The following is a 21,276-nucleotide window of genomic DNA, read 5'->3' on the forward strand; positions in this document are numbered from 1 at the left end:
CGCGCGACGGGCCGCGCCGCGGTGGTCAGCGCAGGAACACGTGCCGCGTGATCTTCGTGAGCGGATAGTGGACGCCCGGCTGGATCTTCGCGGGCAGGTCGAGCGGCTTGAGCAGCATCTTCACGCACATGTCGGCCGACAGGTTGCGCCGCACCAGCGTGCTGATGCGCGCGGCGCGCTCACGGTTGTACTGGCTGTCGCCGACACGATCCGGATAGCGGACCGCGAACACGTGGCGCAGCGCGATCTCGGAATCCTCATTCTTGATTTCCATCACGCGGCGCGCCAGCGCGCCGAGCACCGCGAGCCGGCCATTGCCTTCGAGCTGGTTGTACTTCTTGAAGAACTTGAAGAAGTGCTTGTAGTGGCGCACTTCGTCCGTGCGGATGTTGTCGGTGATTTCCTTCAGCACGGGCTCGTCCGAGCACTCGTTGATCGCGCGATAGAGCGTGGCCGTGCCCGTCTCGACGACGCAGCGCGCGACCATCTCGAGCGCGCGGGTCTTCTCGAACGCCTCGACCTTGCAGGTCTTCGAATACTCGGCGAAGAAATTCGCGAACGCGGTATCCCAGTCGAACTCCGGCCACACGTGCGCGATGTACGCCTTCAGCGCGCGCCCGTGCTGCAATTCTTCGTGCTCCCATGCATTGTTGAGCCATGCGGAGACTTCCGGATCGTCGTTGAAGAACTGGCTCAGATTGCTCGTGTAGAGATCCGAGCCGCTTTCGATGAACGACGACGCGCACAGCAGCAGCAACAGATCCTCGTTCGCGGCGGCACGCTGACGATCGATCCGGTTCAGGTCGATGTCCTCGATGCGCCACGGCATCACATGCGTCGTTTTGGTGTCCATGGTAGTGCGCTCCCAGTCGTCGCGCGGGGGCCGGCCCATGCCTTCGGCACAGGCGCCAAACGACCCGCAGGCGGCGCTTTACTTGCGTTTATAGTGGATTGGTCCGGCCGAACCATGCTGGCATCTTAGCCGGACTTTGACGTTCGTGCTCCAGAGCACTGACCATACCCGACAAGCGCAGTTCCTCGGCGTCTGTTGCCGTTCGTTAGACGAGTCCTTCAAACCGCTTGCGCCTGCTCGGTGATACGGGCTGCCGCAAACGCAACGGGCGGCCATTCGGCCGCCCGCGAAGCGCACGAAATGCCGGCGAAAGCCGGCTGCAATCCGTCAGAAACCGGCCGCCAGACCGTCACGCCGGCTGTCGCTCGCGGCCACGTAGCCGCGCTCGCGATCGTCGCGGTCGAGACGCCAGATGAACTGCCCCGAACCGAAATCCATGTAAGGATCGTCGATCGACTTGATCGTATGGCCGCGTGCGGCCAGTGCATCGACGGTCGCGCGATTCATGGTTGCCTCGACGTCGAGCGTGAAGTCGCGATTGACCTTCCAGCGCGGCGCATCGCAGGCCGCCTGCGGCTGCTGCCCGTAGCCGAGCATCCGCACGACGGTTTGCAGGTGCCCTTGCGGCTGCATGTCGCCGCCCATCACGCCGAAGCTCATCACGGCCTCGGTGCGGCCATCGACCTCCTCCGTGACGAACGCCGGGATGATCGTGTGGAACGGCCGCTTGCCGCCTGCGACGACGTTCGGCGACGCCGGATCCATCGAGAAGCCGTGCCCGCGGTTCTGCAGCGCGATGCCGGTGCCGGGCACGACGAGCCCCGAACCGAAGCCCATGTAGTTCGACTGGATGAAGCTCACCATCATCCCGCGCTCGTCGGCCGCCGACAGGTAGACCGTGCCGCCCGAATGCGGCCGGCCGGCGCCGAAATGCGTCGCACGCGCGGGATCGATCAGCTTCGCGCGTTCGGCGAGATACGCATCGTCGAGCATCTGTTCGGGCGTGACTTCCATCGCGCGCGGATCGGCGACATAGCGATAGACATCGGCGAACGCGAGCTTCATCGCCTCGATCTGCAGATGCTGCGAGTCGGCCGAGTCGACTGGCCATTCGGTCACGCCCGCGTGCTCGGCGATCCCGAGGGCGATCAGCGCGGCGATGCCCTGCCCGTTCGGCGGAATCTCGTGGATCGTGTGACGGCCGAAGCGCTTGCCGATCGGCTCGACCCATTCGGGCCGGTAAGCATGCAGGTCGGCCGCGGTCAGCGCGCCACCGCCTTCGCGGGAGAACGCGGCGATGCGCTCGGCAAGCGCACCTTCGTAGAACGCGCGGGCACCTTCCTTCTGCAGCGTGCGCAACGTCTGCGCATGGCCCGGCAGGCACATGCGCTCGCCCACCTGCGGTGCGCGGCCGTGCGGCATGAAGGTGTCCGCGAAACCCGGCAGCCCCCCGAGTTCCGGCACCGCGGCCGCCCACTTGTGCGCGACGATCGGCGGCACCGCATAGCCACGCTCCGCGATCTCGATCGCCGGTTCGAGCAGGTCCGCGAACGGCAGCGACCCGAACTTCGCATGCAGCGCTTCCCAGCCCGCGATCACGCCCGGCACGGTGACGGTGTCCCAGCCGCGCGTCGGCTTGTTCGCGACGCCGTTGGCCGCCTCGCCGTGGCGCTTGCGGAAATAGTCGACGTTCCATGCGGCCGGCGCGACGCCCGACGCGTTCAGCCCGGACAGCCGCTCGCCGTCCCACACGAGCGCAAACGCGTCGCCGCCGAGCCCGCATGACACGGGCTCGACGACCGTGATCGCGGCGGCGGCGGCCAGCGCCGCGTCGACCGCGTTACCGCGCTTCCACAGCATCCGCAGCCCGGCCTGCGCGGCGAGCGGGTGCGACGTCGACACGACGTTGCGCGCGAACACCGGAATGCGGGTCGTCGGATACGGGTTGTGCCAGTTGAAGCCAGTCATCGATGCCACCTCGTCGAAAGCTGAATGAACGCGCCGGACGCGCGCCCGCGTGCGCGGGCAAGCCGTCATTGCAGCGCGATCGGCGCAATCGCACAAATTCATTTATCACATGAATCAATGCGATTTCCGCATGAATTACGGGCGACCATGCGGGCCGGGCCGGCCTAACGCCGTTGCCGCCCTTACAATACCCGCTCCGTCTCACGACACGACCATCGAGCCATGACCCGAGATCCCCGCCTCACCCTCAACGCGCGCCAGCAGGAATTGCTCGAATGGGTGCAGCGCGACGGCTTCGTGACCGTCGACGATCTCGCCGCACACTTCGCGGTGACGCCGCAGACGATCCGCCGCGACGTGAACTGGCTCGCCGACCTGAACCTGCTGCGCCGCTACCACGGCGGCGCCAGCCTGCCGACCAGCTCGGAGAACGTGTCGTACACGGCACGCCAGCGGATGTTCCACGACGAGAAGCGGCGCATCGCGGCGCTCGCGGCATCGCACATCCCCGACCAGGCATCGCTGTTCATCAACCTCGGCACGACCACCGAGGAAGTCGCGCGTGCGCTGAACCGCCACCACGGGCTGCACGTGATCACCAACAACCTGAACGTCGCGTCGATGATGAGCGGCTACCCCGACTGCGAGGTGCTGATCACGGGCGGCATCGTGCGGCCGTGGGACAAGGGCATCGTAGGCGAACTCGCGATCGACTTCATCCGCCAGTTCAAGGTCGACTACGCGATCATCGGCACGTCGGCGATCGAGGCCGACGGCACGCTGCGCGACTTCGACACGCGCGAAGTGCGCGTGGCCGAGGCGATCATGCAGCATGCACGCACCGTCTATCTCGTGACCGACCATTCGAAGGTCGGCCGCCCCGCGCTGGTGCGCCAGGGGCACTTGAGCCAGGTGCACGCGCTCTTCACCGACAAGCCGCTGCCGCCCGAGATGGCCGACACCGTGGCGGCCGCCGGTACCCAGGTGTACGTCGCGGAGTGACGGCGCCGATGCTGCGCCGCACCCTGAACTTCAAGTGAAATCAAGAAGTTGGCGTCGCGAGCAAACCGCTTGCGCGCGGCCCGGCTGTCAAAGGGAAAATTAACGGGGCACGATTTGTCGTTGGCTGCGTGCTCGACTAGACTCCAGTTCCCCGGCCCATTCGACCGTTCCGCCTGTGCCAGGGCGCGGACGAATGGCATGGCCGGCGAATGCAGCTTTTCCCCCCAAGCCATACCCCCGATGGGTATCGCGCGTCGGCTTTCGCGCCGGCCGCGCGGGCTGACTGGTCGCCATGGAGAGAACGATGCTGAGTCCGCATGAATTCGCCACGCTATTGCTTGTGAAGGACGCCCCCGATCAAACCAACATGGATCGGGACGAAATCGACGCACTGCTCGAACAGCAGCTCGTTCGTCTGGAAGGACTCGGATCGGGGCGCAAATACTGCGTGACCGAAACCGGCGACGCCGCGCTGCGATCCATCAAATACCGCTATTCGTAAACAGCCACACCGCTCGTAACCTGACCGCGCCGCCCGGATTCCGGGCGGCGCGTCCATTCCTGCTTCCCGCTCGCCGCCCCGCCGCAGCCTGCCTCAGCCGCCGCGCAGCGTCGGATCGACCGCCGCCCGCCAGCTGATCGCCTGCGCGCGCGCACCGTTGAAATACGCGACCCAGCCGGCGCGCGTCGCCGCGCTAGGCGCCGCATAGTGCGTCGAAAGTTCGTTTACGAACGCACAATAGTTCGCTTCGGTCAGCCCGCGATACCGTTTCGCCACGTACGCGTCGACCAGCGTCGAGTAGACCGGCTGCGCGTCCGCGCCCCAGTCGCGTGCCGTGCCGCCGCACGATGTCTGCAGGTCGACGAACGACGGCGTGCGCCAGTTGCCGACGAGCGGCGGCATGCCGGCGCTGCACCCCGCCAGAAGGACGGCGTACACGCCGGCCCACATCCCAATACGCATGATTCACCTCGTGAAACGGTCGATTCCGCCAGTATCGTCCGGGATCGCGCCGCGCGCTACTGGCCCCGCTTTTTCGAACTTTACTTTTTCGAATTCGTTCGTTAAATTTCGAATTCGAACATTTTCTGTTCAACCATTTCCATCAGACGATAAGGACAGCAGGTGACCCAACCGAATCGCTACGATCTGCTCGTCGTCGGCGGCGGCATCAACGGCGCGGGCATCGCGCGCGATGCGGCCGGCCGCGGCCTGTCGGTCATGCTCTGCGAGCAGGACGATCTCGCGTCGCACACGTCGTCGTCCAGCACGAAGCTGATTCACGGCGGCCTGCGCTACCTCGAGTACAACGAGTTCGGGCTCGTGCGCAAGGCGCTGCAGGAGCGCGAGACGCTGCTGCGCGCGGCGCCGCACATCATGTGGCCGCTGCGCTTCGTGATGCCGCACATGCCGAACCTGCGTCCGGCCTGGCTGATCCGCATCGGCCTGTTCCTTTACGATCACCTCGCGAAACGCGAACTGCTGCCCGGCTCGCGCGGCATCGACATGCGCCGCCATGCGGCCGGCGCGCCGCTGATCGATTCGATCAAGCGAGGCTTCGTCTATTCGGACGGCTGGGTCGACGACGCGCGCCTCGTCGTGCTGAACGCGATGGATGCGAAGGAGCGTGGCGCCGAGATCCTGACGCGCACGAAGCTCGTCAGTGCCGAACGTCGCGGCGACGAATGGGAAGCGCGACTGCAGCACGCCGACGGCTCGATCCGCGTCGTGCATGCGCGCGCGATCGCGAACGCGGCCGGCCCGTGGGTCGGCGAAGTGCTGAAAGGCGCGCTCGGCCGCGGCGCGCACCACAGCGTGCGGCTCGTGAAGGGCAGCCACATCATCACGCGCCGGCTGTTCGATCACGACCACGCATACATCTTCCAGAACCCGGACAAGCGGATCATCTTCGCGATTCCGTACGAGCACGATTTCACGCTGATCGGCACGACCGACGTCGAATACACGAGCGATCCCGCGAAGGTCGCGATCGATCGCGACGAGACGCAGTACCTGTGCGACTCGATCAACCGCTACTTCAAGCGCAAGATCTCGCCGGCCGACGTGCACTGGACCTACTCGGGCGTGCGCCCGCTGCTGGAAGACGAGAACGCCGCGAACGCATCGGCCGTCACGCGCGACTACCGCCTCGAGCTGGACGACGGCGCGGGCGCCCCGCTGCTGTCGGTGTTCGGCGGCAAGATCACGACGTTCCGCAAGCTCGCGGAAGAAGCCGGCGACATGCTGTGCCGCGCACTCGGCCGCGACGCGAAGACCTGGACGGCCGGCGTCCCGCTGCCGGGCGGCGACATCGCGAACGCGAAGTTCGACGCATTCGCCGATACGTTCGCCAAACGCCACGCGTGGCTGCCCGCCCCGCTCGCCCGTCGCTATGCGCGTGCATACGGCACGCGCGCGGAGCGCGTGATCGACGGCGCGAAGTCGCTTGCCGATCTCGGCACCGAAATCGCACCGGGCATCTACGACGCCGAACTGCGCTACCTGCGCGACGCCGAATGGGCGACCCGCGCGCAGGACGTGCTGTGGCGCCGCTCGAAGCTCGGCCTGCACGTGGCGCCCGGCACGCTCGACGCGGTGACCGCCGCGGTCGACGCGTGGTTCGCCGCCGCGCACGCGCCGCAGGCCTGATCGGAATGCAGTTGCAGTTGCCGTACCGACGTTGACTCACCGACGCGCCGCCCCACATGCGGCGCGCATCACAACTAAGCCAAATCCACGGATGGAGATGAGAGACATGCAGGATCAGTACATCCTCGCGCTTGACCAGGGCACCACGAGTTCCCGCGCGATGCTGTTCGATCGCCAGGGCAATATCGTTTCGATCGCCCAGAAGGAATTCGAGCAGATCTACCCGCAACCCGGCTGGGTCGAGCACGACCCTCAGGAAATCTGGTCGACGCAAGCCGGCGTCGCCGCCGAAGCGGTCACGCGCACGGGCCTGAACGGCACGTCGATCGCGGCGATCGGCATCACCAACCAGCGTGAAACGACGATCGTCTGGGACCGCGAGACGGGCCAGCCCGTCTACAACGCGATCGTCTGGCAGGATCGCCGCACGGCCGACTTCTGCGATTCGCTGAAAGCACAGGGCCTCGAGGCGAAGGTGCGCGCGAAGACCGGCCTGCCGATCGATTCGTACTTCTCAGGGACCAAGATCCGCTGGATTCTCGACAACGTGCCGGGCGCACGCGAGAAGGCCCGGCAGGGCAAGCTCGCGTTCGGCACCGTCGACAGCTGGCTCGTGTGGAACTTCACGAAGCACGAACTGCACGTGACCGACGTGACGAACGCATCGCGGACGATGCTGTTCAACATCCACACGCGCGAGTGGGACAACGAACTGCTCGAGCTGCTCGACATCCCGCGCAGCATGCTGCCGGAAGTGAAGGCATCGTCGGAAATCTACGGCCACACCAAGACCACCGTGTTCGCGTCGAAGATCCCGCTCGCGGGCATCGCGGGCGACCAGCAGGCGGCGCTGTTCGGCCAGATGTGCACGCAGTCCGGCATGGTGAAGAACACCTACGGCACCGGCTGCTTCCTGATGATGAACACCGGCGACAAGCCGATCGAATCGAAGAACAACCTCGTGACGACGATCGCCTGGCAGATCGGCGACAACGTGCAGTATGCGCTGGAAGGCAGCATCTTCATCGCGGGCGCGGTGGTGCAGTGGCTGCGCGACGGCGTCGGCATCATCAAGTCGGCCGCTGAAATCGAGGCGCTCGCCGCGAGCGTGCCGCACACCGACGGCGTCTACCTGGTGCCCGCCTTCGCCGGCCTCGGCGCACCGCACTGGAACCCGCGGGCGCGCGGCTCGGTGTTCGGCGTCACGCGCGGCACGACCTCCGCACACCTCGCGCGCGCGGCGCTCGATTCGATCGCGTACCAGTCGCTCGACGTGCTGGCCGCGATGGAAGCCGATTCGGGCATCAGCATCGGCGAGCTGCGTGTCGACGGCGGCGCGAGCGCGAACGACCTGCTGATGCAGTTCCAGGCGGACCTGCTCGGCGTCGACGCGGTGCGCCCGCAGATCACCGAGACGACCGCGCTCGGCGCGGCCTACCTCGCGGGCCTCGCGATCGGCTACTGGAAGAACCTCGACGAAGTGCGCGACCAGTGGCAGCTCGATCGCCGCTTCTCGCCGTCGATGCCGAAGGAGCAGGTCGAACGCTGCATGTCGGGCTGGCAGCGAGCGGTGCGCGCCGCGAAGGCATGGGCCGACGACGCCCAGTAACCCCGAGACTTCCAGACGAAATACAACAACACCGGCGGACCGCGCAACGCGCGAGTCCGCGATGACATACGAGAGACAACCATGTCACCTTATATTGCAGAGTTCATCGGCACAGCGATCCTCGTGCTGCTCGGCAACGGCGCGGTCGCAAACGTGCTGCTTGCAAAGACCAAGGGCAAAGGCGCGGACCTGATCGTGATCGTGATGGGCTGGGCGATGGCCGTATTCGTCGCCGTCTACGTGACCGCGTCGTTCAGCGGCGCGCACCTGAACCCGATCGTCACCATCAGTCTCGCGCTCGCGGGCAAGTTCGCGTGGTCGAAAGTCGGCGGCTACATCCTCGCGCAAATGCTCGGCGGGATGGCGGGCGCCTTGCTCGTGTGGCTCGCGTATCGCCAGCACTTCGCGAAGGAAGCCGATGCGGACCTGAAGCTCGCGGTGTTCTGCACGGCGCCTGCGATCCGCAGCGTCACGCACAACGTGCTGACCGAAGCGATCTGCACGTTCGTGCTGATCCTCGGCGTGCTGTACCTCGCGTCGCCGCAGGTCGGCCTCGGCGCGCTCGACGCACTGCCCGTCGGCCTGCTCGTGCTCGGCATCGGCATCTCGCTCGGCGGCCCGACCGGCTATGCGATGAGCCCCGCACGCGACCTGTCGCCGCGCATCATGCACGCGCTGCTGCCGATCCCCGGCAAGCGCGACAGCGACTGGCGCTATGCATGGGTGCCCGTCGTCGGCCCGCTGCTCGGCGGCGCCGCGGCGGCCGGCCTGTACCTGCACCTGCACACGACGATCTGATCGTGGCTTGACCGAAACGCGCGGCATTCGTCGCCGCGCGTTTCCCTCCCCTTCTCTCGCGCTTCGCCGCTTCGTTTCCGCTACCGGCCGCCCTCGGCCGATATCAGCGACTTCAGCTTCACCCCCCTATCCGCAACGGCCGCCGGGCTCACGTCGATCCCGCGCTCGACCAGCGCTCTCGCCACGCGCATGTCCTTGACGAACTCCGACGCGCGGCCGAAACCGCTCGCAGCGACAAGCCGCGCACCGGCGTCGAAATGGAAATGGATTTCCGCGTCGTCGCCGAGCACGCGCGCGACCGACCGCTCGCCGAGTGCCGGCTCCCCGACCACCTGCAATTGCGCGTCGTATTGATCCGACCAGAACCACGGCGTCTCGCGATACGGCTCGGCGGCGCCGAGCATGTTGCGCGCGGCGACGCGCGCCTGGGTCTCGGCGCCGTGCCACGTCTCCTGCCGGACCAGCCGCCCCGACCACGCACTCGGAAACACCGCGACGTCGCCGGCCGCGTAGATGCCGCGCGCCGAAGTCTCGAGCCGCTCGTTCACGACGATGCCCCGCTCGACTGCGAGGCCCGCGTCGCGCGCCAGTTCGTCGGCCGGCTCGATACCGATGCCGGCGACGAGCGTGTCGGCGATCAGCGTGTCGCCGTCGTCGAGCATGACGGCCAGCGCCCCGCTCGCCGTCCGCTCGATCGCAACCGGCTTCCGGCTCACGCGAATGGCCACGCCCTGCCGTTCGTGGAGCGCGTGCACGCGCGCCGCGATCGACTCCGGCACCGCGCGCCCGAGCAGGCGCGGCGCCGCATCGAGCACCGTCACGCGGCAGCCGCGCAGTCGCGCCGACGCCGCGACCTCGAGGCCGATGAAGCCGCCGCCGATCAGCACGACCCGCGCATCGGGCACGAGCCGCGTGCCGAGTGCCGCCGCGTCGTCGAGCGTGCGCAACGCGAACACGCCGTCGAGCGCCGCGCCCGGAATCGCGAGGCGACGCGCGCGGCCGCCGGTCGCGAGCAGCAGCGCGTCGTAGCCGAACACGCAAGCGCCCGACACGCGCACCTCACGCGCGCACGGATCGATTCGCTCGACCGTCGCGACGACCGGCTCGATGCGATCGGCCGCCCATGCGTCCGGATCGCGCAACCGGCACTGCGCCGCGCTGCGCTCGCCGGTCAGCACCCCCTTCGACAACGGCGGCCGCTCGTACGGCAGGTGCGCCTCCGCGCCGATCAGCACGATCCGCCCGCGCCAGCCGGATTCACGCAGCACCTGCGCCGCGCGGCCGCCCGCGTGGCCCGCGCCGACGATCGCCATCACCCGGTCGTTCGTCATCGCGTCACACCTCGATCAGGATGCGGCCGGCTTCGATCTTCGCGCGGTACGTGCGCAGCTTCTCGCACGCGGGAGCGGACAGCGGCCGACCGTCGCGGACGTCGAAGCGCCCGTTGTGCTTCGGGCATTCGATCACGTGGTCGATCACGAGCCCGTCCGCGAGATGCACGTGCTCGTGCGTGCACAGGCCGTCGCTCGCATAGACTTCGCCGGCGATGCGGTAGATCGCGTACGTGTGGCCGGCATGGTCGAAGCGCGCGACGTCTTCATCGTCGATCTCGTCGAGTGCGCCGGTGTCGATCCATTGCGTCATGTTGGGTGTCTCCTCGGTTGGCAGGTTCGATGTCGGTCAGGCGCGCGCGGCATCCGGCACGGGCCGCACGACGTAATGGGACGGGTCACGCGTCTGCCTGACCAGCGCCGGCACGATCTCCGCATACGCGGCCAGCGTGCTGCGGTACGGCGGCGGCATGTCGGCCTTCACCGCGTCGTGCAGCTTCGGCAGCGCGTGGAACGGCACCATCGGGAACATGTGGTGCTCGACGTGGTAGTTCATGTTCCAGTACAGGAAGCGGAACACCGGATTCATCATCACGGTCCGGCAGTTGCGCCGGTGATCGAGCACGTTCTCGGGCATGCCCGCGTGCTGCGTGAGGCCGAAATACAGGTACAGCCACGCGCCGTAGAGGCTCGGCAGCCCGATGTAGAGCAGCGGCAGGATCGTGTGCCAGTACAGCGAAGCACCGACCACCATTGCATAGACCGCGAGATGGATGCGAGCCTCGCGCACCACCTTCGGCCGCTCCGATTCGGGCACGTAGGTGCGCTCCTCGTCGTCGAGCCGGCCGGTAAAGGCAATCGCGAGCATCTTGCGCAGCTCGCCGGCCACATGCTTCAGCGCGACGATATTCAGCGCGAGCGAGAGCCAGTCGGTCGGCTTCGGCGCGGCGATTTCCGGATCGCGCCCGACGACCAGCGTATCGGTGTGATGGCGTGCATGGCTCCAGCGCCACGCCGTCGCGCGTCGGAACACCTGGAACGACGCGACCTGGTACAGCACGTCGTTCATCCAGCGCGTGCGGAACGCGGTGCCGTGCCCGCATTCGTGCCAGCGCGAGTCGGCCGGGCTGCAGTAGAGCGTGCCGTACACGAAGAACGCGGGGATCGCCCATGCGGAATGCGCGCGCCATGCCAGCCACGCGAGCACGCCGCTGATCGCGATCGCCGCGTACCAGAGCAGCGTGTCGCGGATCGCGCGCGCATCGCCGCGCTGCATCAGCTGCTTCATCAGCGGCCGCGGCACCGGGCATCGGTACCACTCGGCGTTGACGAGCCCGGCCGCCTGTGCGCGCGCGCCGGCGCCGCCGATCATCCGGTATGCCTCGCGCCGCGCCGCCGCGCGGTCGTGCGCCTGATCGTCGATATGAACCACGTGCGTCTCCTGGATTCCCTGTCCGTGGGAAGCGCGGCAAGCGCTTCGGCATGGCATCAAAATTAGGCCCGCGGCCTCCCCCGCTCAATCGAAACGTTGACGAAATTTCGCCATCGCTTTAGCGTTCCTCGCATCGCCACGTCTCGATGGCGACACCACGATGGAGACAACCATGGCAGGCGAATCCGGGCCGCGCTGGCGCAAGCGCACCGCGCGCTTCGACGAGATCGCGACGCTCGCCGGCGTCAGCACGACCACCGTCGACCGCGTGCTGAACGAGCGCGGCAGCGTCTCGGCACAGGCCCGCGAACGCGTGGTGGCGGCCGCGCGGCAGCTCGGCGTGCCGCGCCAGCTGCCCGACACGCGGCACGGGCTGATCCACGTCGACGTGCTGCTGCCGGACACCGACGCGGCGTTCTTCCGCCGGCTGCAGCTGGCGCTGCAGCGCTCGCTGCAGATGCTCGACCGGCGCGTGGTCGTGCACCGGACGATCCTGCCCGCCGCCGACGACGAGCGCGCCGCCACGCTGATCGAGCGGCCCGCCTACCGGCGCGCGGCGCTGATCGTCACGGCGCGCGACACCGCCCGCGTGCGCGACGCGCTGGCCGGCGCAATCGCGCGCGGCGAAACCGTCGTCACGATGGTCACCGACATCGGCGGCATCGACCGCGTGCACTTCGCTGGCATCGACAACTACCGGGCCGGGCGCACGGCCGGCTACTACATCGGCCGCCTGGCGGCCCGCCACGGCCGCGTGCTGCTGCTCGGCGGGCGCATGGGCTACCGCGCGCACGCGGACCGGATGGCCGGCTGCCGCGACCAGCTCGCCGAAGCGTTCGCCGCCGTCCGCTGCGACGACGAGCCGGTCGAGACGCTCGACCAGGACGACCGCTGCTACCGCGCCGTGACGAAGGCGCTGCAGGCGCACGACGACGTGGTCGCGATCTACAACAGCGGCGCCGGCTCGGCCGGCATCGAAGCGGCGCTGCGCAAGGCCGGCGCGACCGGCCGCGTCGTGTGGATCGGCCACGAGATGATCGACCTGCACCGCACCTTCATCGAGGCCGGCGCAATGGATCTCGCGATCGACCAGGATCCGGACGGCCAGGTGATTTCCGCACTGCAACACGTGCTGCATGCGTGCGGGATCGTCGAACAGCCGCCGCCGGCCGATCCGGTCGAATTCCGCGTGTTCTGTCCGGCAAACGTGAGGACGAGCGCCTACCTGCCGGCCTGAATTCCGACGCCCGGCCCACCGTCTGTCGCACCGCATGCATGTTGCGAAAAAATCGACCGCCGCATTGGCGATTTTTCGTCAACGTTTGTCATGCAGCCCGCGTCGCGCATCCGTACATTGGGCAGCCAATCCCATGACAACGGCGGACAGGAGACGATGGCCGAACCGATCCTCATCGGCGTGAACCTCGACGGCGTGCTCGAACACGACGGCCTGCCGCCGGCCGCGCCCGCCGAACGCTTCCGGATGGTCGCCGGCGCCGGTGTATTCGACTACGTCGAAAAGAACCCGGCGCGCGGCGAAGACCTGTCGCCCTATTTCGCGCTGGTCGAACGCCATGCGCTGCCGGTTCGCGTGATCGGCGGCATCTGGTGCGCGGGACGTGACGAAGCACACGTGGCCGAGATCGTCGACGCGGGCGCGCATTTCGGCAGCACGGTGCTCAACTGTCAGTTGTACGCGCATCACGCGGACGGCCATCCGCTGTCCGACCGCGAGGTCGCCGATTTCTACCTTCGCACATACGAGCGCGGCGAGCCGGCCGGCTGCCTGCCGAGTCTCGAAGTGCACGTCGACATGTGGAGCGAGGATTTCACGCGTGTCGCACGCGTCGCGCGGCATGTCGAACAGGCCGGCGTGCCGTTCCGGATCACGCTCGATCATTCTCACCTGCTGTTCAAGATCGGCAACCGCGCCGAACTCGCCGCATCGGGCATGCGCGACGCGGCCGACGGCGGCCGCCGGTTGCTCGACCCTGCGTCGCCGGACGCCCTCTACGCTGACTGGATCGCACGCGGCTGGGTCCGGCATGCGCATGCGCGCAGCGTGACGCCGAACAATCCGCACAATCCGTGGATGCGCCGCGCCGACGGCAGGCCCGGGCGCGGCATCCAGTATCCGTTCGTCGCCCCCGCGCCGGGCGCCTATCACGGTGCATGGCGCGCGGCAGCGCTCGATACGTGGAAGGCCGCGCTTCGGCAGTTGCTGCACGCGCAGGCCCATGTACGGCCGGCGCAGGTCGAACAGATCAGCTGCGAGTTCATCCCGTTTCCCGACTACGGCGGCGGCGCACGCTATTCGATCTTCGACAACAACGTCGCGTGCGCGCACTGGCTGCGCGACACGTGGCATGCACTCGCCGGGCCGCCGACATCGCGCGCACCGGCACCTGATTCGAACCCAGCCCCCACTCGAGACCCAAGGACAGAACGATGACGCAAGCCTTCCATTTTTCGCTGAACCGGATGAGCGCACCGCGCTTGCCGTTCGACCGTTACGTCGCGCTGTGCCAGCGCCTCGGCGTCGCCGCGATCGAAATCCGCAACGATCTCGACGGCGTCGAAATCGCCGACGGCACGCCACCCGCCACCGTTCGCGCGACCGCCGAAGCCGGCGGCGTAAAGATCCTGACGATCAACGCGCTGCAGCGCTTCGAGCAATGGAACGCCGAGCGTGCGAACGAGGCGACCGTGCTGGCCGACTACGCGGCGCAATGCGGCGCGCATGCGCTGGTGCTGTGCCCGACCAACAGTCGAGGCGACACGCGCAGCGCAGACGTGCGCCACGCGGATCTCGTGAAGGCACTGAAGGCGCTCAAGCCGATCCTCGACGCGCGCGGCCTGCTCGGCTTCATCGAGCCGCTCGGTTTCGAGGAATGTGCGCTGCGTCGCAAGTCGGATGCGGTGAAAGGCATCTACGACGCGGCGGGCGAGCAGGTATTCCGGCTCGTGCACGACACGTTCCACCATCACCTGTCGGGCGAGGACATCTTCTTCCCGAACCTGACGGGCCTCGTGCACATCTCGGGCGTCGAGGAAGACGACCTGCCGGCCGACCGGATGCGCGACGGCCATCGCGTGCTGGTCGGCCGCGCCGACCGGCTCGGCAATCTCCGGCAACTGCGCGAACTGCTCGCGCGCGGCTACGGCGGCGCATGCTCGTTCGAGCCGTTCGCAAACGAAATCGCCGAAGCCGACGACATCGAGGAGCGGTTGCGTGCCAGCATCGACTACGTGCGCGGCGAACTGTCGGATCAATGACCGCCGCCAACGTACGCGGCCGACTCGAACCGCGTGCCGGCGCAAAATCACATCATCAACAGGAGAACGGTATGATCGAATTCGCGTTGTTCGGCGCGGGACGAATCGGCAAGATCCACGCGGCGAATCTCGCGCGCCATCCGGGCGCGAAGCTGAAGTACGTCGTCGACCGGCATGCGCCGTCGGCCGACGCGCTGGCCCGCGCGCATGGCGCGCAAGTGGCCGACGTCGAGCGCGCGCTCGGCGATCCGGCCGTCCGGGCGGTCGTGATCGCATCGAGCACCGACACGCACGCGGACCTGATCGTCGCGGCCGCGAACGCAGGCAAGGCCGTGTTCTGCGAGAAGCCGGTCGACCTGAGCGTCGAGCGCTCGCGTGCCTGCGCGGACGTCGTCCGGCGCAGCGGCGTGACCTGCATGATCGGCTTCCAGCGCCGCTTCGACCCGACGTTCGCCGCGCTGAAGGCGCGCGTCGAGCGCGGCGAGATCGGCGCGCCGGAAATGCTGGTCGTCACGAGCCGCGACCCGGGCGCGCCGCCCGTCGACTACATCCGCAGCTCGGGCGGCATCTTCAAGGACATGCTGATCCACGACTTCGACGTGTTCCGATGGATCCTCGGCGACGAAGCGCAGACGCTGCACGCGACCGGCAGTTGCCTGACCGATCCGGCCGTGCACGACGCAGGCGACATCGATTCGACTGCCGTGACGATCCGCACGCGGCGCGGGCTGCTGTGCCAGATCAACACGTCGCGGCGCGCCGCGTACGGCTACGACCAGCGTTTCGAGCTGCTCAGCAGCAACGGGATGCTGCAGGCCGGCAACGTGCGGCCGACCGAGGTGAGCGCGTGGCTCGCGGGAGGCATTGCGACGGACGTGCCGGAGCCGTTCTTCCTCGAACGCTACCGGCATGCGTACGCGGCAGAGATCGCACACTTCGTCGACGCGTTGCGCGACGGCACGCCGGTCAGGACGACGATCGACGACGGGCTCGCCGCGCTCGAACTGGCCGAGGCCGCGATGACCTCGTGGAAAACGGGGCGCGTAATCGCGCTGTAACATCACCGGTCGCAAGTGGCGGCGAACCGCGCAAGCGGGCCGCCGCCGGACGATCGGCAGCCCGCCTGGACGAAGCGCGGCGAGCGTGCGGCCGCGTCGGGAAAATTTGCCGAAGCGGCGCGCGGCATGTGCGTGAAAGCACGTATGATGGCGCATTGATCTGCGTCGCCGACATCCCGCTTTTTCACCACCATGCTCGATCACCTCATCTGCGACTGCGACGGCGTGCTCGTCGACAGCGAAGTCATCGCCGACCGCGTACTGCTCGACACGCTGTCCGCCACGTTCCCGAATCTCGATTTCGAAGCCGCCGCCAAGTCGGCGTTCGGCCAGCAGACGTCGCGCTTTCTGGCGGGAATCGAATCCCGCTTCGGGATCGAGATGCCCGCCGACTTCATCGAGACCATCGAGCACAACATCGAGAGCGCGCTGGCCCAGTCGCTCGCGCCGATCTCGGGCGTGCGCGACGCGCTGCTGAAGGTGAGCCTGCCGGCGGCCGTCGTGTCGAACAGCCGGCTCGTGCGCGTGCGCAGCTCGCTGAAGCGCGCATCGCTCACCGAGATCTTCGGCGATCGCGTGTTCAGCTCCGAGCAGGTGGCGCGGCCGAAGCCCTACCCCGACGTCTACCTGCATGCGGCGCATACGCTCGGCGTCGCGCCGGAGCGCTGCATCGTCGTCGAGGACAGCGTGTCGGGGTTGAATGCCGCGCGCGCGGCGGGCATGAAGACGATCGCATTCGTCGGCGCGAGCCACATCCCCGACAACTACGCGGACGCGCTGCGCGCGATGGGCATCACGCGGATCATGCGCAAGATGGACGAACTGCCGGCGTTCGTCGAAGCCGGCATACGCGGCGAATTCGGGGACGTGCAGTCCTGATGGTCGCGCCGGCCCGATCAGGCTGATCGGGCCAGTCCGGCGTGCGCCGGTTCACGCACGCCGTGCTGCGGGCGCGCGAACGCGCCCGCCTTCCCTTCCCTCAAGCCGGTTCGCAGCAGCGCTCGCGCGCGGCGGCCAGCGCCTCGCGGAACTCGACGAGCTCCGCGATCGTCAGCATCGGCAGCCCGTGCCGTTGCGCGAAACGCTCGACATCGTCGCCACGCGTCATCGTGCCGTCCGGATTCATCAGCTCGCACAGCACGCCGGCCGGCTTCAGGCCCGCGAGGATCGACAGGTCGACCGTGCCTTCGGTGTGACCGCGGCGCGCCAGCACGCCGCCCGGTTGCGCACGCAACGGAAACACGTGGCCGGGGCGCACGATGTCGTGCGGCTTCGCCCCTTCCGCGATCGCCGCGCGGATCGTCGTGACGCGATCGGCCGCCGATACGCCCGTATGCACGCCTTCGCGTGCCTCGATCGAGACGGTGAACGCGGTGCCGTTGCGGCTCTCGTTGGTCTGCACCATCGGCGGCAGCTCGAGCGCACGCACCGTGTCGTCGGTCAGGCACAGGCACACGATGCCGCTGCATTCGCGGATCAGCAGCGCCATCGTCTCGGGCGTGATGCGCTCGGCGGCAACGATCAGGTCGGCTTCGTTCTCGCGGTCGTGGTCGTCCTGCAACACGACCGCACGGCCTGCGCGCATCGCATCGAGCGCGGCGGCGATACGCGGAGGCACCGGTTCGGAATCCAGCAACGGGAGATCGGCAAAGGCGTCGGCGGGTGCCGACGAAATGGACATCAAGGACATGTGAAACGCTCCTCGCTAATACGATTTGGGCGAAAAACGTTTCAGGGCATTGCAAACAGACAGAACGACAACCCGCTTCGCACACATGGCGAAGCGGCCCTGGCGGACATGACTATCTGCACATCTTCTCTCATCCGGACTATGACCGTCGGCTCTGGCATTCGACCAGATCTGCTGACCCCGCGCGAATGCGCGGGCGCTCGCGGGCTCGCCGGCTTACGCCAGCCTACCGCCGGTGGGGAATTTCGCCCCGCCCTGAAGACGCACTGATTGCCGGATGGGCCAACCCCATCAACGGCGGGCCAAGCATACAACAGCTGCGCGCGCGGCGCAGCGAACACCACCTAAAACCTTACTGACGACCCCGTCTAACGGCATCGTCCAAACAGCCGACAAACGCCCCGCGATCTCGCCCGAACGACGGGAACGCGGCCCGCTTTCGTGCTGCCTGCGCGATCAGCCGGCCGCGTGCGCTGCATGTGCGGCATGCGCCGCATCGGGCACGAGCCAGCGCGGCGGCACCTCGGGGCTCACCGTCACGCGAAACGCACGCGCCTCGCTGTCGCCCGGGTTGCGCAGGCTGTACGGCTGGTCGGCATCGAACACGATCGCGTCACCGGTCGCGAGCAACTGGCGACGCTCATGCACGCTGACTTCGAGCGTGCCCTCGCTGACCACGAGGTTGACCGTCGTGCCGGGCGCGCGGCGGGCGCCGGGCTCCGTATGCAGCGGCGCGATCCGCAGCTCGTGGAACTCGGCCGCGGCCGGCTCGCCTTCCGGATACAGCGCGCGCGCCGAGAAGCGGCCATTCGAACTGACGACACGCGACGCGCGCTCGGCCGCCAGGTGCTCGAAGCCGTTCACCGCATGGCGGCGCAGGAATGCGGCGACCGACACCTTCAGCGCCGCGGCGATCTTGCACAGCACCTTGATCGACGGCACGCTGCGCGCCGACTCGATCTGCGCGAGCATCGCGCGCGACACGCCGGACAGCCGCGCGAGCGCATCGAGCGACAACTGCCGCTCGGCGCGCAACCGTGCGAGGTTCACGCCGACGACCTGCTCGAGAACGTCGAGCGACGCGGACGCCCGCGCATCGGCGGCATTGCCGGACTCGAAGGAAGACACGTCGCGCACGAGCGCCAGGGATGAAGACATAGCATTGCCTCCGGGCCGCTTGTGCAGCCCTGCGTATGGGGTAAGCCGGGATCGGAATCGGGGTGCGCCAGCAACGGCGCGTATCGAGACGCTATCACCCGGCCTTGCGCCGGCAAACGAAGTTATCTTCACACCGTTATCAGCATCGCGGAGGAATGCGTTCCTCGCGAACCTTTTCCCGCCGCTATCGCGTCGCTCATTGCGCCGCCGGCGCCGCGCCGCGTGCCGGCCCGCGCGCGTCGAGCCGCATCGCGAACCACGTCACGACGAGCGCCGCGAACGTCACCGCGACGGCGACCCACGGCAGCGCATCGAGCGCGAAGCCGTGATCGAGCGCGAGGCCGCCGAGCCACGCGCCGAGTGCATTGCCGACGTTGAACGCGCCGATGTTCAGCGTCGATGCGAGATGCGGCGCGCTCGCGGCCTTCTCGACCACGTGCGCCTGCAGCGGCGGCACCGTCGCGAACGCGGCGATCCCCCATACGAACACGGTGGCGGCCGCCGCGACCGGATGGTGGCTCGTCTTGGCGAACACGACCATCACGGCCATCAACGCGACGAGGATCGCGATCAACGACGGCATCAGCGCGCGGTCGGCGAGCTTGCCGCCAAGGGTGTTGCCGATCGTCAGGCCCACGCCGAACAGCACGAGGATCAGTGCAACCGCGCGCGGCGAATAGCCCGACACGGACTGGAGAATCGGCGCGATGTACGTGAACACGACGAACACGCCGCCGAAGCCGAGCACGGTCATCAGCAGCGCGAGCCACACCTGCGGCTCCTTCAGCACGCGCACTTCGTGGCCGAGGCCGACCGGCCCGCTGTCGTGGCGGTTCGGCACGAGCGCGGCGACGCCGCCGAGCGCCAGCACGCCGAGCGCGGCGACGATCCAGAACGACGCGCGCCAGCCGAGCAACTGGCCGACGAACGTGCCGAACGGCACGCCGAGCACGTTCGCCAGCGTGAGCCCCGTGAACATCAGCGCGATCGCGCTCGCGCGCTTGTCGGCCCGCACCAGCGACGCGGCGACCACCGCGCCGATCCCGAAGAACGACCCGTGCGCGAACGACGTGACGACCCGCGCGACCATCAGCATCGCGTAGCCGGATGCGGTCGCGCACAGCACGTTGCCGACGATGAAGATCGCCATCAGCAACTGCAGCGCGGCCTTGCGCGGCATGCGGCTCGTCAGCACCGCGAGCAGCGGCGCGCCGGCCGCGACGCCGAGCGCATAGCCCGTGACCAGCAGGCCGGCCGACGGCAGCGACACGGCCAGGTCGTGCGCGACCTCGGGCAGCAGGCCCATGATGACGAACTCGGTGGTACCGATGGCGAAGGCGCTGATCGCAAGCGCCAGCAATGGAATGGGCATGAGGTTCTCCGGAAGGCGGCGGACGCGGCGCCCGGTTGGTGCCGCACCGCACAAAAGGCAGGATCTGCGCATTGTCCCGAAGATGCCTATATTTGATAATTGGCGTGGCGTTTGAACCATTTTCAAATATTTCTGAAAAATCCCATGGATCGACTGGGCGATATCCGGCTGTTCGTCGAGGCCGCCGAACTGGGCAGCCTGTCCGCCGCCGGGCGCAAGCTGAACCTCACGCCGGCCGCCGCGAGCGCGCGCCTCGCGAAGCTCGAGGCGGCGGTCGCCACCCGGCTGTTCGACCGTTCGACCCGGCAGTTGCGGCTCACCGACGAGGGCCGCCTGTACCTGACCGGCTGCCGGCAGGCGTTGCAGGCGCTCGACGACGCGAATGCGCTGCTGCAAGCCGGCCGCAACGTCGTCGGCGGCCGGGTGCGGCTGTCGGCGACGTCCGATTTCGGCCGCCGGCGGCTGCTCGACTGGCTCGACGAATTCACCGCGCGCTACCCGGACGTGACGTTCTCGCTGACGGCGTCCGACTCGACGGTCAACCTGTGGCAGGACGAGATCGATCTTGCAATCCGCTTCGCGGCGCCGCCCGACGGCGCGCTGATCGCCCGCCGGCTCGCCGCGGACCGGCGCGTGCCGTGCGCGGCGCCGTCTTTCATCGAACGCCACGGCGTGCCGCGCGATCCACACGATCTGGCCCGCTTTCCGTGCAACGTGATCACGGTGGCGTCCGGGCCGATGAACACGTGGCGTTTCACGCGCGGCGACGACACGCAGACCTGCACGGTACCGCTCGCCACCGCGTTCGAGACCAACGACGGCGGCCTCGCCCGCGAGTGGGCGCTGCGCAGCCGCGGCATCGTGCTGAACTCGATCTGGGATGTCGCCGACGACATCCGCGCCGGGCGGCTCAAGGTCCTGCTGCCCGACTGGCGGCACCAGAGCGCGCCGCTGCACGCGATCTATCCCGGCAAGCGCTACATGGCGCCGCGCGTGCGCGTGCTGCTCGACTTTCTCGCCGAGCGCTTCGCGCGCGAGGAAGCCGCGCACGACGACCTGCTGAACACGTGCCACTGACG

20 protein-coding genes and 1 riboswitch are annotated in these 21,276 nt (G+C 68.1%); of the genes, 11 read left to right on the forward strand and 9 right to left on the reverse strand.

Annotation, left to right across the window (positions count from 1 at the left end; genetic code table 11):
* Window positions 1–25 precede the first annotated feature (25 nt).
* Together LGN17_RS31040 and LGN17_RS31045 are read right to left on the reverse strand one after the other, a co-directional pair.
* A complete protein-coding gene (locus LGN17_RS31040; protein ID WP_011353107.1) occupies window positions 26–853 on the reverse strand; it encodes a ferritin-like domain-containing protein in 828 nt (275 codons plus the stop codon).
* Window positions 854–1,180: 327 nt separating this feature from the next.
* On the reverse strand, window positions 1,181–2,821 hold the full coding sequence (locus LGN17_RS31045; protein ID WP_226200830.1) for a gamma-glutamyltransferase family protein: 1,641 nt from the start codon (window positions 2,819–2,821) through the stop codon (window positions 1,181–1,183).
* Between the two features lie 222 nt (window positions 2,822–3,043).
* Between LGN17_RS31045 and LGN17_RS31050 the strand changes: the two genes are divergently transcribed.
* On the forward strand, window positions 3,044–3,823 hold the full coding sequence (locus LGN17_RS31050; protein ID WP_006493999.1) for a DeoR/GlpR family DNA-binding transcription regulator: 780 nt from the start codon (window positions 3,044–3,046) through the stop codon (window positions 3,821–3,823).
* Between the two features lie 304 nt (window positions 3,824–4,127).
* Window positions 4,128–4,325, forward strand: a complete 198-nt coding sequence (locus LGN17_RS31055) for a hypothetical protein (protein WP_006751304.1) — start codon at window positions 4,128–4,130, stop codon at window positions 4,323–4,325.
* Between the two features lie 93 nt (window positions 4,326–4,418).
* Here the strand turns inward: LGN17_RS31055 and LGN17_RS31060 are convergent, their stop codons facing one another.
* The gene (locus LGN17_RS31060) at window positions 4,419–4,787 is read right to left on the reverse strand and encodes a hypothetical protein (protein ID WP_226200831.1); all 369 of its coding nucleotides are present in this window, start codon (window positions 4,785–4,787) and stop codon (window positions 4,419–4,421) included.
* A 162-nt stretch (window positions 4,788–4,949) separates the two neighbouring features.
* Between LGN17_RS31060 and glpD the strand changes: the two genes are divergently transcribed.
* The 3 genes from glpD (at window position 4,950) to LGN17_RS31075 (ending at window position 8,880) form a co-directional block, all read left to right on the forward strand.
* A complete protein-coding gene (gene glpD / locus LGN17_RS31065; RefSeq protein WP_226200832.1) occupies window positions 4,950–6,473 on the forward strand; it encodes a glycerol-3-phosphate dehydrogenase in 1,524 nt (507 codons plus the stop codon).
* A gap of 106 nt (window positions 6,474–6,579) precedes the next feature.
* On the forward strand, window positions 6,580–8,082 hold the full coding sequence (glpK, locus tag LGN17_RS31070) for a glycerol kinase GlpK (protein ID WP_175970877.1): 1,503 nt from the start codon (window positions 6,580–6,582) through the stop codon (window positions 8,080–8,082).
* 81 nt (window positions 8,083–8,163) lie between these two features.
* Window positions 8,164–8,880: an MIP/aquaporin family protein gene (locus LGN17_RS31075; RefSeq protein WP_059233266.1), complete on the forward strand. Its 717-nt coding sequence runs from the start codon at window positions 8,164–8,166 to the stop codon at window positions 8,878–8,880.
* An 80-nt stretch (window positions 8,881–8,960) separates the two neighbouring features.
* Here the strand turns inward: LGN17_RS31075 and LGN17_RS31080 are convergent, their stop codons facing one another.
* The 3 genes from LGN17_RS31080 to LGN17_RS31090 are packed head-to-tail and all read right to left on the reverse strand — an operon-like array spanning window position 8,961 to window position 11,583.
* Window positions 8,961–10,211 carry an NAD(P)/FAD-dependent oxidoreductase gene (locus LGN17_RS31080; RefSeq protein ID WP_226200833.1) on the reverse strand — a complete coding sequence of 417 codons (1,251 nt, stop codon included), beginning with the start codon at window positions 10,209–10,211 and terminating at the stop codon, window positions 8,961–8,963.
* A 4-nt stretch (window positions 10,212–10,215) separates the two neighbouring features.
* The gene (locus LGN17_RS31085; RefSeq protein ID WP_226200834.1) at window positions 10,216–10,524 is read right to left on the reverse strand and encodes a non-heme iron oxygenase ferredoxin subunit; all 309 of its coding nucleotides are present in this window, start codon (window positions 10,522–10,524) and stop codon (window positions 10,216–10,218) included.
* Between the two features lie 36 nt (window positions 10,525–10,560).
* On the reverse strand, window positions 10,561–11,583 hold the full coding sequence (locus tag LGN17_RS31090; protein ID WP_226200877.1) for a fatty acid desaturase family protein: 1,023 nt from the start codon (window positions 11,581–11,583) through the stop codon (window positions 10,561–10,563).
* Window positions 11,584–11,815: 232 nt separating this feature from the next.
* Between LGN17_RS31090 and LGN17_RS31095 the strand changes: the two genes are divergently transcribed.
* The 5 genes from LGN17_RS31095 (at window position 11,816) to LGN17_RS31115 (ending at window position 16,856) form a co-directional block, all read left to right on the forward strand.
* The gene (locus tag LGN17_RS31095; RefSeq protein WP_226200835.1) at window positions 11,816–12,880 is read left to right on the forward strand and encodes a LacI family DNA-binding transcriptional regulator; all 1,065 of its coding nucleotides are present in this window, start codon (window positions 11,816–11,818) and stop codon (window positions 12,878–12,880) included.
* A gap of 156 nt (window positions 12,881–13,036) precedes the next feature.
* The gene (locus LGN17_RS31100) at window positions 13,037–14,095 is read left to right on the forward strand and encodes a xylose isomerase (protein WP_226200836.1); all 1,059 of its coding nucleotides are present in this window, start codon (window positions 13,037–13,039) and stop codon (window positions 14,093–14,095) included.
* Window positions 14,092–14,919: a TIM barrel protein gene (locus LGN17_RS31105; RefSeq protein ID WP_226200837.1), complete on the forward strand. Its 828-nt coding sequence runs from the start codon at window positions 14,092–14,094 to the stop codon at window positions 14,917–14,919. The genes LGN17_RS31100 and LGN17_RS31105 overlap by 4 nt, the downstream gene beginning before the upstream one ends.
* Window positions 14,920–14,990: 71 nt before the next feature.
* A complete protein-coding gene (gene iolG / locus LGN17_RS31110; RefSeq protein WP_226200838.1) occupies window positions 14,991–15,977 on the forward strand; it encodes an inositol 2-dehydrogenase in 987 nt (328 codons plus the stop codon).
* Window positions 15,978–16,169: 192 nt separating this feature from the next.
* Window positions 16,170–16,856, forward strand: a complete 687-nt coding sequence (locus LGN17_RS31115; RefSeq protein WP_175970875.1) for an HAD family hydrolase — start codon at window positions 16,170–16,172, stop codon at window positions 16,854–16,856.
* A gap of 100 nt (window positions 16,857–16,956) precedes the next feature.
* Here LGN17_RS31115 and ribB read toward each other — a convergent pair whose 3' ends face one another.
* The 3 genes from ribB to LGN17_RS31130 form a co-directional block, all read right to left on the reverse strand.
* Window positions 16,957–17,667 (reverse strand): 3,4-dihydroxy-2-butanone-4-phosphate synthase, encoded by a 711-nt coding sequence (gene ribB, locus LGN17_RS31120; protein WP_175956379.1) that lies wholly within the window; start codon window positions 17,665–17,667, stop codon window positions 16,957–16,959.
* Window positions 17,668–17,785: 118 nt separating this feature from the next.
* A riboswitch (FMN riboswitch) is annotated at window positions 17,786–17,934 on the reverse strand.
* 189 nt (window positions 17,935–18,123) lie between these two features.
* Window positions 18,124–18,825, reverse strand: a complete 702-nt coding sequence (locus LGN17_RS31125; RefSeq protein WP_011353124.1) for a helix-turn-helix domain-containing protein — start codon at window positions 18,823–18,825, stop codon at window positions 18,124–18,126.
* Window positions 18,826–19,021: 196 nt separating this feature from the next.
* Entirely contained in the window at window positions 19,022–20,197 is a 1,176-nt protein-coding gene (locus tag LGN17_RS31130) for an MFS transporter (RefSeq protein WP_226200839.1), read from the reverse strand.
* A gap of 144 nt (window positions 20,198–20,341) precedes the next feature.
* Here LGN17_RS31130 and LGN17_RS31135 point away from each other — a divergent pair, with 144 nt between their 5' ends.
* Window positions 20,342–21,274, forward strand: a complete 933-nt coding sequence (locus LGN17_RS31135; RefSeq protein WP_226200840.1) for a LysR family transcriptional regulator — start codon at window positions 20,342–20,344, stop codon at window positions 21,272–21,274.
* Window positions 21,275–21,276: the final 2 nt, after the last annotated feature.

The sequence above is a fragment of the Burkholderia sp. AU30280 genome, from assembly GCF_020420125.1.
In the GTDB taxonomy this organism is placed as follows: Bacteria; Pseudomonadota; Gammaproteobacteria; order Burkholderiales; family Burkholderiaceae; genus Burkholderia.